Raw genomic sequence first — 15867 nt, forward strand, 5'->3', positions numbered from 1 at the left:
TCATCAATCCTCTTTTACCATCGCAGGTAATTAATTGAATAATATAGCTTTTTGCTCTTAATCTATTCAGTGCAAGCTGGTAATAAATCACTTTTTCGGTTCGAACAAAATGAGGGGAAACTACATTAGTTGAATTCGAATCAATTAACACTAATACGCCAAAATAACGACCGAAAAAAGTCGTATCCATAACGATATTCAGGTATCGATTTAAAGGCTGTTTTAAAGCGGTTTTAGGAGCTTTATCAATATATCTTTGAATAGTTCTCACTGAACAATGATATTTAACGGCAAGTTGTTGATAGGTTTGCTTTCCAGATATGTAATCTGACCAAATTTTATTTGGGACTAATTTAGTCTTGAAGGTAAATATCTTATGGCACTGATGACAAAAATATCGCTGAATATTATTTGATGTACCCTGTTTCTTTATTTTTGTACTTTGGCAAAATGGATAGTTTTTTGTTCATATTTCAAAAAGAGGACTTAAAGCCTTGTACTATAAGGCTTTAAGCCTGCTTTTAGCAACAAATTTGTCTATTACACCAAATTCTTTTTATAACTATTTTTAATACTTTTGCTATTATTTTTGGTTTTTCTTGCCTTTGATTTGTAATTTTTCTTTATTGATGTAGCTAGGAAGAATTGCAGAAAAAACAATTTCTTATTTATCTTCAGAAAGGTAACTTAACGTTAGTTCTTTGTTATTAAGGATTGCAAAATAATTTAGCAATTTGAGTAGTTTAGTGAATTAAAACTAATTTTTTAGAGTTATAATAGTTTATTCAGGAGAAATGAGATGATATTTAAGGCGGTTTTAAATAAAAAGAGTTGTTAAATAACAACTCTTTTATCTACTATACTAAGTCAATTATATTAAAATTCAAATCGGTAATTAATTCCCCAATTTAAACCATGAAACTTAGTTTTAGTATAGTGGTTATAGCCTAATAAAGCACCAATATGAGATTGTTTACTTAATGTTTTTTCAATAGATAACTTGCTTGATAGTTTATATTCTTTAAATGTATTTTGGCTGCTTACATCTTCTGGAATAATAAAAGTTTTTTGGTTAGGAGCAAGACTACCGTCTGTAGATGCGCTGCGTACTGTAACAGTCTTAAGTACTTCTGAATAATAAAGCGGAACACCATGTGTATTGACATAGGATACGCCTAAATCTAAACCAATATTCCAATCATTAAATTTATATTCTGTTAGTAGATTAAGCCCTGCTAGATGTACTTCAATATCTGGTAGGCGGTAATCTAGATAAGAATTGACTTTAACGTCAGTACCATCAGTTTTACCATATTGATAACTGATTGATGGGGTAAAAGTTAGTTGTTGGTTAAACTGATATTGATAAGCTGCTTTTAATGTTAGGTCAATACTTTTTGTATGATAAGAAGCTGATTGAGTAATAACATTATATTGATATGGTGTTTCAGGGGTGTTATTAATTGTATCAATATTTTTTACTGTAATATGATGTCGATTAATATTTCCTAAAGCAGATAAGATTAAATTATTATGTTGATAATTGGTATATAGCCCTAACCCAATAACTTTATCTTTTGTTGGTGATGTATTATTTTTAGGTTGAGTTTTATTGTTATAAGATAAATTAGTAAATAACCCAACATTTACATTTTCTGTTGGTTTTATATGGTAACCTAATGTTAAATAAGGTTGGGTAATTTTTGTCGTATTATTATTGAGATATTGGCTTGATAAATCTGTGAATACGCCGCCCTTACGTTGCAGTGATAAGTCTAGCTGTTGTAGATTGAATTGTAATTCAGCATATTGGCTACCTAATAAAGAGGAAGTTTGAGTCGCTATCGGCTGGCTAGTTAGTAACGGAAGAACTACTGCTGTATATAAAGATGAAATACGTGACTCACTATCTTGTAATTCTTTTATGTCAGTAAAAATTTGATTAGCTTGCTCTTGGGTTAAATCTTTTAAGTTAGGAAAGAGCTGCTGACTCTGATTAATAATAGGTTTGAAAGGAGTTAAGACTTGTCTTAAAACATTTGCAGATTGAGCTGGGTTATTTGGATCTAATTTATTTGCCGTAAATATAGCCTGAATTTGAGGTACTTTAATGAGGGAATTCCATTCTATAAAGGCTTTTTTATTATTAGAGTTATCAAATGCTTCTTTTTTGCTATTATAATTCTATACTTCAGTACCGAGTACACTTAATGCATCAGTTAGTTGTGTATCAATTTGGTTAGGTGTTAATGCTTGTGTAGTTGAAGCAGAAAAGAGAAGAGTAGAAATTGCTAGCAGTTTGAAAGGTAAAGTTTTCATCATTAATATCCTTAGTTTAAATATTATATAACCAATGGGGGCTTTTTTCCCCCCCCCCTAAGAAAAGCTATTAATGGGGATATTTTTAGATATGCTTGCTTCATTATATAACCTATGTATAGGTTAAAAGGTAAGCAGTAACATTCTACTATTAATCAACATAATTATGCAATTTTTTATTTATAAAATAATTTTTAAATTTTATTACTAGATTTATTTACTGTATCTTTAAATAATTCTTAATAAAAATATAGTGATATCTGTAAAGAAAGAAGGAATTTTTGTTCTTGCTGTAATTCCGTTTTTAGTAATGGATTACGAGTTAAATACTCATCAGGAAAAACTAATTGCCATTTTTGCGTAGCAGAATAGGAGAGCTGGATCTCTGTTAATTCGGTTGCTTGTCTTGTTTTATTGAAAATGACGGCAAAACGTAATAATAAAATAAGTGTTAGTACATCATCATTCGTATAGCGATAGCAATCCGGAATATCGGCAATTCTAAATGTCCCAGTATGGAAACGTGCGAGGATAGCGAGTAAACGTTGCTGTTCACTATCAAATCCCGGTAGTTCTGTATTTTGTAAAATATAAGCGGAATGTTTTTGAACATTACGGTGGTTAATCACAATGCCCACTTCATGGGTTAATGCAGCATAAAATAGGATTTGACTTAATTCATAAGCAAATCGTTCTTCTTGCCAAGAGTGAAATTGTTTCGCTAGCATTTGTGCGACTTGTGAAACTCGCGCTGCTTGCTCACGATCCAAATTAAACTGTTGATTTAAACTATTAACAGTACGCTCACGGATATTGCTTACGCGGAATTTATCTTCAAAGTTATACATTACCCCTTCACGGACAGCACCATCAGAGTAACGCATAGATTTAATTTGGAATGTTTCAAATAGTGCAACGAGAATTGCTAAACCTGGTACAAAAACATCAATACGATTATGGTGTAAGCCAGGTAAATGAATCTGATTAAAATGTTCTGCTTTTAAAGTTCGCTCAACTAATTCATTTAAACGTGGGAGGGTAATTAAACCGTCTTTAAAGTGGAGAGCTAATAAAACTTCACTCACAGTTTTAATTGTACCAGAAGAACCTAAAGTCGCTTCCCAACCTAATTGACGATATTCCCACGCTAAATCCTCAATTTTTTCTAATGCACACTGCTTAGCCTGTTGGAAACGTTCAACGCTTAGTTTTCCATCATTAAAAAAACGTTTAGCAAAACTAACACATCCCATATGACGACTTTCTGCAATAAGTGGCGTAAAGTCATCGCCAATAATCATTTCTGTAGAACCACCACCAATATCAATGACCAGTTTGCGTCCTTTTTCTGGTTGTGTGTGGGAAACGCCTGCATAAATTAATTTTGCTTCTTGTTGACCAGAAATAATATTAATTTTGTAAGGGAAGACACGAGCGGCTTGACGTAAAAATTCATCACTATTAACTGCTCGACGTAAGGTATAAGTACCGATGACTTGTACATTTTCAGCAGGAAAGCCTTGTAAACGTTCAGAGAAAAGAGCAAGACAAGCAATACCACGATCGATAGCTTGTTGACTAAGTACTTGATTGCGATCTAAACCTTCTGCTAATTGGACTTTTTGTTTTAATCTAGAAAGAATCTGGATTGAGCCATTAACAATACGAGCAACAATCATATGGAAACTGTTTGATCCGAGATCTACAACGGCGATTTCTTTCATAATAATTTACCTGCGTGCTTAGTGTTCAAATTGATATAGAAGATCAACAGCTTGTGATGTTCCTGATACTGATTGTAAATATAATTTCGGTAATAATCGATAGCGAAGTGTTAATTCTGCTAATGGTTCGAACAATCCTACACCATATTTAACTTGCAGACGTGGTGTTAAATAACCACTAACGACAACTTGCGATTGATCACCAAGACCTTGTGTTTCTAAGTTAAGATTTTGGATACCAAAGGTTTCACCAATTTGTCCGACCATTTTACCTGTCTTAGATAAGCTCATACTAATTAAAGCTGCACCTAGGGATGCACTTGATCCAGCATTTTCAGAGGATAACGCACGGCCTGTTAATAAATAAGAGAGGGCATTGTCTTGTGACATTGATGGTTCGGAGAATACTTGAATCGTTGGCGATTCAGCTAAACCTGAAACACGAATCCCTGCTGTTACGGTATTGGTTTCCATCGCATTTGGATTGCGAATTGCTTCGATATTTAAGGTCGGTTGTGATGGTAATCCGGAGAAGATAATTTCTCCTTTACGAATTAATAAATCTTGCCCAAATGAAGCATAACGACCATTTATTAAATGGATTTGTCCAAATAAACCGAGTTGATTATCTTGCTGACGTACATTTAACGTACCTTCTAGGCGACTTTTTAGACCATAGGCACTAACTTGGACGCGTTGTCCAAGGTTAATCATAATGTTGGTGGATAAAAAGGCGTTTTCTTTTTCACTTAGTTTTTTCAAACTTTGTTTAGCCGATAACTTTGGCTGTTGTTCCAAAATTACTTCATCAGCACTCACACCAATAGCACTTTCTGGTAATTGTTCGATTTCAATATTTGCAAAAGGCACATCGACCTGTCCCTCGACATTGAGATGGTTTGGTTGAGCTTGTAGATGAATATCTGGCACGATAGTCAATTTTGCCATTTCTGGAATGGTCAGTGAGAATTGGTCAGAAGTTGCTGAAAGATTGGCTTTCCAATTATTTAATACTCGCCAGTCACTATCACCGCGTAAGCGTAATGTTCCTTCTTTAGTCACAATTTCGCCATCCATAGTAGAGTGGTTACCATTGAAATTTAAATTGGCAAAACCATCGGTAATCGTAAATGGTAAGGCTGGCATAGAAGTAGTTAATTGGGTAAGGGCGAGTTTCCCATGAATTTGAGGGTTATTTAAATTACCTGCTAGTCGTAAGTTGGCATTAATATTACCATCTACACGATCCCCAGCATTTAAAAATTGTTTAATTAAAGCAAGTTTGAGTTGATTTAATTGGATTGTACCGCCCAATTCTGGTGTTGCATTTAAATGATCCACAGTTAAATTCGTATTAATGCCTCCATTATCACGAATTTTAATTTCAGTTTTTGCGGTAAGTTTATTGTCTTTAATTTTACCGTCTAAGGTTAATTTGTTCAGTTCAAGATTGAAACGGCGATAATCCATTTTTTGTAATAATGCTAAACGAGAACTATCTAAATGTAACGTTAAATCAAAAGGTTTATCTTGATACCAATTTACTTCACCCTCTAAATCAAATTGAGAATTTAATTGGGTGTTATCAGTTAAAAATTGTTTTAAGAAAGTCAGATTAGCTTGCTGTAATTTAAATGGAATATGACCTTCAATACCTGCGGTAAATGCTTGCGGGAAACAGAGTGGCAAGCTGTTATTTTGCCAACAATGCGCAGAAATTTTTGCTAATTTTTCTTGATTTAAGTAATTGATCTTAATTGTTTTATCAGCATTAAATTTACCGATTAAGGTATCAAGCTGTGTATTGCTTAATTCTCCTTGCCAAGTTTGTTTATCACGATCGAAGCTACCTTGTAAATCAAGATCAATAGATGCCGGTTTGCCATTAGAACGGAGCTGTAAGGTATGTTGATGTTCGTCCCCACTAGCTTTTAAATCAATTTGAGAAAGTTGAACACTTTCGCCATATTTGAATTGAGCTAAGTTAAGATCCAGGTAACCGCGTAAGTTTTGCTGATCACTTTGTACTTTTCCTTTAATCGTGGCTTTTTGTAATAGAAGATCTGCAATATGTAGATGTGGGATCGTTAGATCCAGATCTAATTCTGGTTGTTGAATATCGCCTGTGATATGTGCAGTTCCTATTGCAGAAACATCTAAACCTTTATATAAACCAGTAAGATTTGGCGCATTAACCGTTAAATTAAATTGAGAATCTTTCGCTAATTTCCCATTAAATGCTAAGTGGTTATTGCCATAATGGAAATCGAATTGTTTGCTCAATAAAGGCAGCGTATTACTTAAAGCAAGATCTCCTTTAATAGAAAGTGGCTTGTTATCGGCATTTCCGGTTAAGTCAATGGTTGGCACATTGACTTGCCAGCCTTGCGCATCCACTTTACCCGATGAAGCAAGTTTACCTGAAACTGTTGCCAACCAATCTACGCTATGGAAGTAGCGATATACGTTTAGATGTTGTAATTGGAGTTGACTATCCCAAGTAACACCATTTCGCCATGTCACGTTACCTTGTAAATCAAGATTACCATTTAAGCCTGAAAGCGCGGCTTGTTCAATGGTAAATTGATCAATAGAACCATATCCTTTTAAATCTACATCTACTGTAGGAGAGTGCATACCCTCAACATTTCCTTGTAAATTCGCTTGATAATTCAATAGATCACCGGTGACGGCTAAATGTGTTTTTACTAAACGAATCTGATCCGTAGCAGGATTACTCTCTTTTGGTAAGTAGAGAGGATATTTAGCTTGTTGTATCAATAAATCTAGAGAAAGAGGCAGTTTCTCTTCAGATAAGGCAACTTGAGCATTTAATGTTGCGTCAGCTAACCCTTTAACGGTGAGTGCAGTGCTGAGTTTGCCATATAATTCGCCATTGGCGGTCAGATTGAAGTCAGTTTCTGGCAAGATCACCTGTTCTTTCTTTTGCTGATCAAGCTGTTTTTGTTGGTGTAATTTACCAGTCAACGAGAGTTGTAATGGGTATTTATCTTGTTGTGATAAGTTTGCAGTACCATTCAGATCGAACAGAGTACTGTTTATTTGTAAGGTAGAAAGTTTGATTTGCTGTTGATCAGCAGTGGCTTGAATAGCAATAGTCGGGATCTTAATTTCTGAAACTGTTTTCCCTTTTGTCGTTTGTTTCTGATATAACCAATCTTTTGCAGTCAAGTTTTCAATATACAAGGTAACTGGTAGTTGGAAAGGATGTTGGGCATCTAATAGCGGTTGTGCCAACTGTTGCTTTAATGCTTCCCAATCGGTTGGTTGGGTAGTTGTTGTTTGTTCTGTATCAGATTTTTGTTCGACTTGAATTGGTAATTCTACTTCATCTGCTAGAGTTTCTATCCATTGTAATCCATTAATTTCAGTGGGTAACAGATGGATGCCATTTGCCATTGAAGCCTGTAAGCCGGATGAAAAATGTTCTAAGCGCAGTAGTTGGTTATCAAGTTTTAGCGAAAATTTATCAATTTCAAGCTGTTTAAGATCAATATCCACAGGTAGTGCAAAACCAGAACTACTACTTTGTTCAGGTTCTGGTTGTTTTGGTAGTTGTGATGTATCAATGGCAATCTGAGGTTGACTTAGTTTAAGTTGATTAATGCATACGCCCATATGAAGTAAGCAATTAGGATCAAGTTGTAAACGCGCTTGAGCGATACTGACATCAACACCTGCTGTACGATAAGTTAAATGATCTAATTGCAAACCTTGTTCTAAATTTCCACTGACACGTTCGATTGAGAGATCATTAAGTTTTTCATCTAAAAACGTGATTAATTTTTGTTGTGCAGTTTGGCTTTTTAATAAGGTAACGAGCAGAATAATAATCAGCAGAAGTAAGCTGATTAAACTAAGAATAAGCCATTTAATAATACGACGACCTTTACTTTTTTTAGTTGTTGGCAAAGATGCTGATGATGTATCGGTAGTCGATGATTGTTGTTCTTGTTCTTTTTCTTGTTGTTTCACAGTTCTGATCCTATACCAATATAAAACTCAATATTTTTACTATTATCTTTGTCATTAATTGGTGTGGCGATATCAAATTTGACTGCACCAATTGGTGAGTTCCAACGAACCCCAACACCAGCTCCTTTGCGTAATTCAGAAAAGGTAAACTTATTAGCAGCAAAACCGGTGTCATAAAAAATAGCGCTCCACCATTTCGGATACACTTGGTATTGATATTCAACACTTGATGTGAATAAGCGATTACCACCGACTAATTTATTATCATCATCACGTGGAGAAATTTTGTGATAACCGTATCCTCTAACGCTGCGATCACCTCCAGCAAAGAAGCGTAATGCAGGTGGAATTTTGTCAAAATCTTTGGTGGATAAATACCCTATTTCTGCTCTTACGAGAAACCGATGATTTTCTGCATAGGTACGGATCCATGAAGTGGAGGCGATAGCAGAATAGAAATCGACTTCAGAACCAAATAATTTATTTCCCCAGTTTAAGGTAATTTTTTGTGAATCTCCCCAGTAAGGGAATAATCCGCCTCGTAAGCGAGTACGGTTAAATCCAGCCGTTGGGTAGATAAGCAACGTATGGTTAGAAACGCCGGCTTGAGTGAAGTTATCATAGTGCGCTCTTACCCCAAAAGAGTTTTGCCAGCCTGTGGCACGATTCCAATAACGTAATACCGCTAAGTTTAAGCCAGAGGTCTTCGTATCGTTATCGTTCTCTTCCTCATACCCAGTTGAGATTTCATAATAATAGTTCAACGGATTTTTCAGTAATGGTATTTTGTAAGTGGCTTCTATTGTCTTTTTTGGGGCAGAAATATAGAAATTTGATGAAAAACTATGGCCACGACTATTGATCCAGGGTTTATTCCAGCCAAATTGTAGGCGTGGACCTACATCAGTACCATAACCAATCCCGATCTCATAACTGTTTTTTAAACGTGGTTGGACTAATACTTCCAGATCAACTTGTTTGGTTTTCTTATTCACATTAGGTTGTACTAACACAGATTTAAACCAGTTGCTGGCAGATAGATCGGTGCTGAGTTCAGAAAGATCATTAATGAAATAAGGATCGCCTTGATGAATTTTTAAAATATTATGCAAGTAGGCATCTTTGATTTGTGAACCTTTAAAACTAATATCACCATAATGGTAACGTTTACCACTATCAAAGGTGAGTTGCCAATAAGCTTCATAAACTGAAGGAATTATGGCTAAGCGGTGTGTTAAAAATTCTGAATCAAAGTAGCCTTTTGCTAAGGCGGTTTTTTCTATTTTTGCTTTATAGTCATCATAGACACTTTGGTCTAAAACAGTTCCCGCTTTAGGCAACTGCTTTTTTAAGGCAAGAAAGTTTTCGTCCTGTTCAGCTTCACCAAGAATTTGTACTTGTGTTTCAGCAATTTTTACTGGCTTATCTAATTTCACATTAGCGACTAATAAATCTTTAGCTTGATTTAGTTGTGGCACAAATTGATAATCAATTTTGCTGTTAAAATAACCCACCGCACGCAATGCTTCATCAATTGCTTTACTGGCTAAATAGTGATAACGATCAGAGTCTTCTACAGGAATATCTTTTAGTGTGGAAAGGTGGACGGTAACATTATTATACGCTTTTTTATTGTCGATACCTTTCACTTGTAACTCAAGTGCTTTATCAGCCATTGCATTGGTAAAAATGCATAGCCCAATTAGGGCAGAAAAAAAGGATTTGTTCCACTGCATTTTTTGAATCCTTTGTAATGTCTAAATCATATACATACGTTAATACTTGCCAACGTTAACAATATATAACTGACTTTTCAAGAATCTGTAAAAAATTTACTGTGGAATACCCCGCAAGTTTTGTTGGAAATGGAATGGCGGTTGTGAGGTTGGTGCTGGAATATCACTAAACCATAAAATAAATGGCTGGATAAGTTCCGGTGATTGTCCCCAAAGTTGGCTAATTTTGACTAATTGAATATCGGCAGGCAAGTTATAAAGTTGTTGTTTTAAGATAGCAACTGTATTTTTACGAGGGTGCCCAATTGCAATTGCAGTGCCATGTTTTCTTGCATATTGAATCGCTTTTTGAAATTGAGTTAACACGCTGGTATAAGCATTATCATCATCAAGAAAGATGTTTCGTTCTAACACATTAACGCCATACGCTTTGCCAACTTTGTCAGCTACACTGCTTCCAATAGTTTTACTATCTAAAAAAGAGAGACCTCGCTGGGCAAGTTGCTGCATTAATGCTGTCATTAATGGCATATTTGAGGTGGCGGCACTTCCCATATGGTTATTCATCCCGATTGCATTCGGTACGATGCGTTGTGCTAATTCAATACGATGGGCAACTTCGGTAGAAGATAGACCAAGAATTAAACCATTCGGTTCTAGTTTTAAATTTCCTTTTGGCTGCATTGGCATATGGATCAGTGTATCACGTCCTTGTCGTTGAGCTTGTTCTGCTCTGGCTTTGGCGTGAGGTGCGCTTGGGATAATAGCAACATTGACCGGTAAAGGAAGTGAGAAGATTTCGCTATCTTCATGAACACGATAGCCAATATCATCAATCACTATTGCTAATTTAGCAGCATGAGCCATTGTGAATAGAGGCAAACATAAAATGATATAGCGTATCCAATTCTTCATCGTTATCCTACAATATTATCTTAACCAGCGAGCTGGATTGACAGGTTCACCTTGACGGCGAATTTCAAAATAGAGTGCTGTATGGCGACCATCATCACTTTGCCCAACTCGTGCAATAGTTTCTCCTGCTTGAACCACATCACCGTTTCTGACATTTAATGCACTATTATAACCATAGATACTCATATCACCTTTACCATGGTCGATTACAATCACTAAGCCGTAACCTTGTAAACGGTTTGCTAAGATCACTTTACCAGGGGCAATCGCACGTACATTAGCACCTCGATTGGCTTGGATAACAATACCTTTCCAACGGATTTCACCCATTTGAATTGAACCGAAGCGATTACTTACACGACCAGTAACAGGCATAGCATATTGACGTTTCGCAGACCCTAAACCATTTCCTCGTCCAATTAGCTGTTGTTCTTTAGCAGTAGGTTGGTAGTCTTGATGTTTCTCTTCAGCCTGTCTTTGTTTCTGCTTTAAATTAGCCAATTCTTGTTGTTCTTTTTGTTTAGCAGCACGTTCTGCGGCAATAATTTCTTGGCGTAGTCTGTTTTCATTTTCTTTCAACCGAGCGAGCTTATCTTGGTTAACTGCAATACTTTGATTAAGTTGGGCCAACGTTGATTGATGTTCATTTTTTACTTTTTGTAATGCTCGTTGCTGTTGTCGTTGTTGGGCAATTTGTTGCTGCTGTTGTTGCTGTTGTTCTTTAACTAATTGTTGTTGCTGTTTAAGTTGTTGTTGAGTTTGTTTGAGTTCTTGAATCAAAGCCATTTTTTGTTGATTGAAATACTTGTAGTAAGTATTTAGGCGATCACTATTTCTGGCATCTTCAGAAAACATTTTTTCTAAATCATGTTGTTGTAAATTTTGACGATAAGCAGAATCTAACAACTGTTCTAGTTGTTTCTTTTGTGTTTTTTCTTGTTGTTGTAATTGCCGAATTTGTTTTTGTGTTGATTGAATATCTTTGTTTAAGTTTTTTAACTCATCTTGGCTTTGTTGTAATTGGTTACTAATATGCTCAATTTTTTGTTCTTGTTGTTTTAACTGAGTTTGTAATTGGCTTTTCTCTTGTTGTTGCTGAGCTATTTTGTGTTCTTGTTGTTTTATTTGTTGTTGAATATCTTGCAGATCGTTAGCCGCATAAGCAGTCACTGCAGCTACGAATAAAGCACTATTTCGTAGTAAAGCAAAAGATTTACGCCATAAAAAAACAAATTTAGCCATAACGAATAAACGATCTCGTAGGAAAAACAGAACAATTCTGTATTATTTTAGAGTTTTTTTTGCTAAAGATCAGCAATTCCAATAAAAGCGGAGCTGTTCTATTTTAAAAAGCAGCAAATTTTGTTATAAAAGGCGCAGTTTTTTTGATCTAATTTTTAGGAGAGTAATTATGCAATTAGTGTTTATTCGTCATGGGTTAAGTGAGTGGAATGCATTGAATCTTTTCACTGGCTGGCGTGATGTTAACTTAAGTGAAAAAGGTGTTGAAGAAGCAAAAGCAGCAGGTCGTAAATTAAAAGAAGCTGGTTTTGAATTTGATATCGCATTCACTTCAGTATTAACCCGTGCGATTAAAACTTGTAACCTTGTGTTAGAAGAATCAAACCAATTATGGGTACCACAAATTAAAACTTGGCGTTTAAATGAACGTCATTATGGTGGTTTACAAGGTTTAAATAAAAAAGAAGCTGCAGAACAACATGGCGATGAACAAGTTCATATCTGGCGTCGTTCTTATGATGTATTACCACCAGCATTAGCAAAAGATGATCCAAATTCAGCACACAATGATCGTCGTTATAAACATTTACCAGCTGATGTTGTACCAGACTGCGAAAACTTAAAAGTAACTTTAGATCGTGTATTACCTTTCTGGGAAGATCAAATTGCACCAGCACTTTTATCAGGTAAAAGAGTGTTAGTTGCTGCTCACGGTAACTCACTTCGTGCGTTAGCAAAACACATTGAAGGTATCTCTGATGAAGGAATCATGGATCTTGAAATCCCAACAGGTCAACCATTAGTATATGAATTAAGTGATGATCTAAAAGTTGTTAAAAAATACTATCTTTAATCACTAACTGAATAGAAGAAGCACTTTTCTGTATGAGCAGAAAGGTGCTTTCTTTTATCTGTATTTTGTTAAGAAAAATAAAGGTTTCGATTGTTTAGCTCTATTGAGAAAGGTTATACTTATCCGACTTTTGACTAGTATTTAAGAAGAGATTAAATAAATGGAAGAATTTATGCCGAAAGCGATCGCATTTGCCTCACAACATACAGTGATGGTAGTTGCGTGGATTGTTGTTTTTGTTGGAACAATTTATGTGTTTGTGAAAAGTGCTGTTTCTGGTTCGAAAGAGATCGAGCAAGCACAATTATCACGATTAGTTAATAAAGAAAATGCGGTAATCGTTGATTTGCGTAGTTCCGAAGAGTTTTTACGTGGTCATATCGCAGGAAGTCAAAATATCTTACCAAGAGATATTAAAGAGAAAAATCTTGGTAAATTAGAACAATATAAAGATAGTCCGGTGATTGTTGTTTGTGCCTCAGGAATGACTTCACGTGGTTCTGCAGAACAACTTTATAAACAAGGGTTTAAACAAGTTTATTCATTAAAAGAGGGTATTCAAGGTTGGAAAGCCGCAAATTTACCTCTTGTTAAGAAAAGCTAACATAATCAAAGAAGGAAATTAACCATGGCAGAAGAAAACAAACCAGCAGATGAGCAACAACCAGCAAGCGAAGAACAACAAGCGCAACCTGTGTTGCAGATTCAACGTATCTATGTAAAAGATATTTCTTTTGAAGCTCCAAATTTACCTCATCTTTTTCAACAAGAGTGGAAACCGGTTTTAAATTTTGATCTTGATACTGAAACAACTGCATTAGCAGAAGGATTATATGAAGTTGTTCTTCATGTATCAGTAGAAACTAAATTAGAAGGTAGCGATACTGTTGCATTTATTTGTGAAGTAAAACAAGCGGGTATCTTTGCGATTAGTGGTTTAGAAGAAATGCAGTTAGCACACGCATTAACTTCTCAATGTCCAAATATGTTATTCCCATATGTCCGTGAATTAGTGGCGAATTTAGTAAATCGTGGAACTTTCCCAGCATTAAATCTTGCGCCAGTAAACTTTGATGCATTATTTATTGAATATTTACAACGCCAACAACAAGCAGAACAAGCTGAACAAGAAGCACCTGCAACAGTAAATTAATAATTAGTTAATAAAAGCATCTTTTCGAAGATGCTTTTATCTCCTTTTTTGTAAAATTTTCTTGCAATCCTCTCTCTTTCGTCTATTTTCCTTTAATTAAGAGAACAAATGTTAAGGTGATTATGATGACACATTTCCCACCAATAACTGTTATTGGTGCCGGTTCATATGGCACAGCATTAGCTATCGCATTGTCGAGAAATGGTTTTCCGACAATTCTTTGGGGACGTAATAAAGCTGAAATGGAACAGATGGCAACGCAACGACAAAATAGTCGTTTTCTACCAGGGGTAACATTTCCGGATGCATTACAGTTAGAAAGTGATTTAAATACTGCGATCAAGGCTGCACGTGATATTTTATTAGTGGTACCTAGCCATGTGTTTGCAGAAGTATTGCAACAAATTAAACCATTTTTATTACCAACACACCGTATTATCTGGGCAAGTAAAGGGTTAGAACACGAAAGTGGACGATTATTACATCAAGTAGCAGAAGAGATTATTGGCAAGCATTATCCATTAGCGGTGTTATCTGGGCCAACGTTTGCGAAAGAGCTAGCAGCAGGGTTGCCGACAGCGATTGTACTTTCTTCTTCTAATACTAAATTTGCACAGGAACTCCAAGAAAGAATCCATTGCAGTAAACATTTCCGCGTCTATTTAAATAGCGATATGATTGGAGTGCAATTAGGTGGAGCGATTAAAAATGTAATTGCGATTGGTGCTGGTGTTTCTGATGGGATTGGTTATGGTGCAAATGCACGCACTGCATTGATTACCCGAGGATTAGCTGAAATTTCTCGCTTAGGGGCTTCCTTAGGCGCAGAACCACAAACATTTATGGGAATGGCAGGATTAGGCGATTTAGTTTTGACTTGTACGGATGATCAATCACGTAATCGCCGTTTTGGGATGATGATTGGTAAAGGATATAGTGTGGAACAAGCGATGCAAGAGATTGGACAAGTGGTTGAGGGGTATTACAATACGCAAGAAGCCTATCGTTTAGCCCAACAACAGCAAGTTGAAATGCCAATTGTTGAGCAAATTTATCAAATGTTATTTTGTGGTTTAACGGCCACTGAAGCGGCAAGAAGTTTACTTGCACGAGAAAAGAAAAGTGAGTAGGAGCAGTTATGTCAGCGTTATTGCAACGAATTTGGCAAAGTATTCGTGAAGAAGCAGGATTATTAGTTGAGCAAGAACCTTCATTAGCCAGTTTTTTCCATTCAACTATTTTGGCACATCAACATCTTGGTACAGCACTAAGCTATATATTAGCGAATAAATTATCTAGCTCTACGATGCCGGCGATTTCTTTACGTGAAATTATTGATGAGGTGTATCACCATAATCCTAAAATTATTGAAAGTGCGGCATATGATATTGAAGCTGTACGTGTTCGAGATCCCGCAGTTGAGTTATATTCAACCCCTTTACTTTATTTAAAAGGATTCCATGCGTTGCAAAGCTATCGGATTACCCACTGTTTATGGCAGCAAGGTCGTAAAGCATTGGCCATTTATTTGCAAAACCAAATTTCAGTCGCATTTGATGTAGATATTCATCCAGCAGCAAAAATTGGTTGTGGCATTATGTTAGACCATGCAACAGGTATTGTGATTGGGGAAACTTCGGTGGTGGAAAATGATGTGTCTATCTTACAAGATGTTACATTAGGTGGAACTGGGAAAGAAGTGGGGGATCGCCATCCAAAAGTTCGCCGTGGCGTGATGATTGGAGCCGGTGCAAAAATTCTAGGTAATATTGAAGTAGGGGCTTATGCCAAAATTGGTGCTTGCTCAGTGGTATTACACTCTGTACCAGAATATTCAACAGTGGCTGGTGTGCCAGCAAAATTGATTAGTCAAGATAAAAAGGCTAAACCAGCCCTAGAGATGAACCAATATTTTACTTGTGAATAAAA

At 35.8% G+C, this 15867-nt stretch carries 12 protein-coding genes and 1 pseudogene; 5 read left to right on the forward strand and 8 right to left on the reverse strand.

Annotation, left to right across the window (positions count from 1 at the left end; all coding sequences use genetic code 11):
* The 8 genes and pseudogenes from QV06_RS12180 to envC form a co-directional block, all read right to left on the reverse strand.
* A pseudogene (locus tag QV06_RS12180) lies at positions 1 to 433 on the reverse strand (IS256 family transposase, variant Zn-binding type); the annotation flags it as partial.
* A 443-nt stretch (positions 434 to 876) separates the two neighbouring features.
* On the reverse strand, positions 877 to 2130 hold the full coding sequence (locus QV06_RS12185; RefSeq protein ID WP_082985060.1) for an autotransporter outer membrane beta-barrel domain-containing protein: 1254 nt from the start codon (positions 2128 to 2130) through the stop codon (positions 877 to 879).
* A gap of 54 nt (positions 2131 to 2184) precedes the next feature.
* On the reverse strand, positions 2185 to 2322 hold the full coding sequence (locus QV06_RS11695) for a hypothetical protein (protein ID WP_156541988.1): 138 nt from the start codon (positions 2320 to 2322) through the stop codon (positions 2185 to 2187).
* A 236-nt stretch (positions 2323 to 2558) separates the two neighbouring features.
* A complete protein-coding gene (gene ppx, locus QV06_RS11700) occupies positions 2559 to 4043 on the reverse strand; it encodes an exopolyphosphatase (protein ID WP_065237368.1) in 1485 nt (494 codons plus the stop codon).
* Positions 4044 to 4061: 18 nt separating this feature from the next.
* Entirely contained in the window at positions 4062 to 8039 is a 3978-nt protein-coding gene (gene tamB / locus QV06_RS11705) for an autotransporter assembly complex protein TamB (RefSeq protein WP_065237369.1), read from the reverse strand.
* On the reverse strand, positions 8036 to 9775 hold the full coding sequence (gene tamA, locus QV06_RS06140) for an autotransporter assembly complex protein TamA (RefSeq protein ID WP_065237370.1): 1740 nt from the start codon (positions 9773 to 9775) through the stop codon (positions 8036 to 8038). Before tamA ends, tamB begins: the two co-directional genes overlap by 4 nt.
* Positions 9776 to 9871: 96 nt before the next feature.
* Entirely contained in the window at positions 9872 to 10690 is an 819-nt protein-coding gene (locus tag QV06_RS06145; RefSeq protein WP_065237371.1) for a divergent polysaccharide deacetylase family protein, read from the reverse strand.
* 15 nt (positions 10691 to 10705) lie between these two features.
* Positions 10706 to 11932: a murein hydrolase activator EnvC gene (envC, locus tag QV06_RS06150; RefSeq protein WP_065237372.1), complete on the reverse strand. Its 1227-nt coding sequence runs from the start codon at positions 11930 to 11932 to the stop codon at positions 10706 to 10708.
* Positions 11933 to 12101: 169 nt separating this feature from the next.
* Here envC and QV06_RS06155 point away from each other — a divergent pair, with 169 nt between their 5' ends.
* From QV06_RS06155 to cysE, 5 genes are all read left to right on the forward strand, one after another.
* Complete coding sequence (locus QV06_RS06155) at positions 12102 to 12785, forward strand: 2,3-diphosphoglycerate-dependent phosphoglycerate mutase (protein WP_065237373.1); 684 nt, start codon at positions 12102 to 12104, stop codon at positions 12783 to 12785.
* A gap of 160 nt (positions 12786 to 12945) precedes the next feature.
* Positions 12946 to 13389 (forward strand): rhodanese-like domain-containing protein, encoded by a 444-nt coding sequence (locus tag QV06_RS06160; RefSeq protein ID WP_065237374.1) that lies wholly within the window; start codon positions 12946 to 12948, stop codon positions 13387 to 13389.
* A 24-nt stretch (positions 13390 to 13413) separates the two neighbouring features.
* Positions 13414 to 13938 carry a protein-export chaperone SecB gene (secB, locus tag QV06_RS06165; protein WP_065233858.1) on the forward strand — a complete coding sequence of 175 codons (525 nt, stop codon included), beginning with the start codon at positions 13414 to 13416 and terminating at the stop codon, positions 13936 to 13938.
* Positions 13939 to 14063: 125 nt separating this feature from the next.
* Complete coding sequence (gene gpsA / locus QV06_RS06170; RefSeq protein WP_082985053.1) at positions 14064 to 15068, forward strand: NAD(P)H-dependent glycerol-3-phosphate dehydrogenase; 1005 nt, start codon at positions 14064 to 14066, stop codon at positions 15066 to 15068.
* Between the two features lie 8 nt (positions 15069 to 15076).
* Positions 15077 to 15865: a serine O-acetyltransferase gene (cysE, locus tag QV06_RS06175; RefSeq protein ID WP_065237376.1), complete on the forward strand. Its 789-nt coding sequence runs from the start codon at positions 15077 to 15079 to the stop codon at positions 15863 to 15865.
* Positions 15866 to 15867 lie beyond the last annotated feature (2 nt).

The organism is Gallibacterium genomosp. 3 (assembly GCF_001678475.1).
GTDB lineage: Bacteria > Pseudomonadota > Gammaproteobacteria > Enterobacterales > Pasteurellaceae > Gallibacterium > Gallibacterium faecale.

Bases quoted from the DNA above. Each gene is read 5' to 3' on its own strand.
- QV06_RS06145 (WP_065237371.1), bottom strand. From the start codon at position 10,690: ATGAAGAATTGGATACGCTATATCATTTTATGTTTGCCTCTATTCACA.
- tamA (WP_065237370.1), bottom strand. From the start codon at position 9,775: ATGCAGTGGAACAAATCCTTTTTTTCTGCCCTAATTGGGCTATGCATT.
- QV06_RS06155 (WP_065237373.1), top strand. From the start codon at position 12,102: ATGCAATTAGTGTTTATTCGTCATGGGTTAAGTGAGTGGAATGCATTG.
- ppx (WP_065237368.1), bottom strand. From the start codon at position 4,043: ATGAAAGAAATCGCCGTTGTAGATCTCGGATCAAACAGTTTCCATATG.
- gpsA (WP_082985053.1), top strand. From the start codon at position 14,064: ATGACACATTTCCCACCAATAACTGTTATTGGTGCCGGTTCATATGGC.
- secB (WP_065233858.1), top strand. From the start codon at position 13,414: ATGGCAGAAGAAAACAAACCAGCAGATGAGCAACAACCAGCAAGCGAA.
- envC (WP_065237372.1), bottom strand. From the start codon at position 11,932: ATGGCTAAATTTGTTTTTTTATGGCGTAAATCTTTTGCTTTACTACGA.
- QV06_RS06160 (WP_065237374.1), top strand. From the start codon at position 12,946: ATGGAAGAATTTATGCCGAAAGCGATCGCATTTGCCTCACAACATACA.
- cysE (WP_065237376.1), top strand. From the start codon at position 15,077: ATGTCAGCGTTATTGCAACGAATTTGGCAAAGTATTCGTGAAGAAGCA.
- QV06_RS11695 (WP_156541988.1), bottom strand. From the start codon at position 2,322: ATGATGAAAACTTTACCTTTCAAACTGCTAGCAATTTCTACTCTTCTC.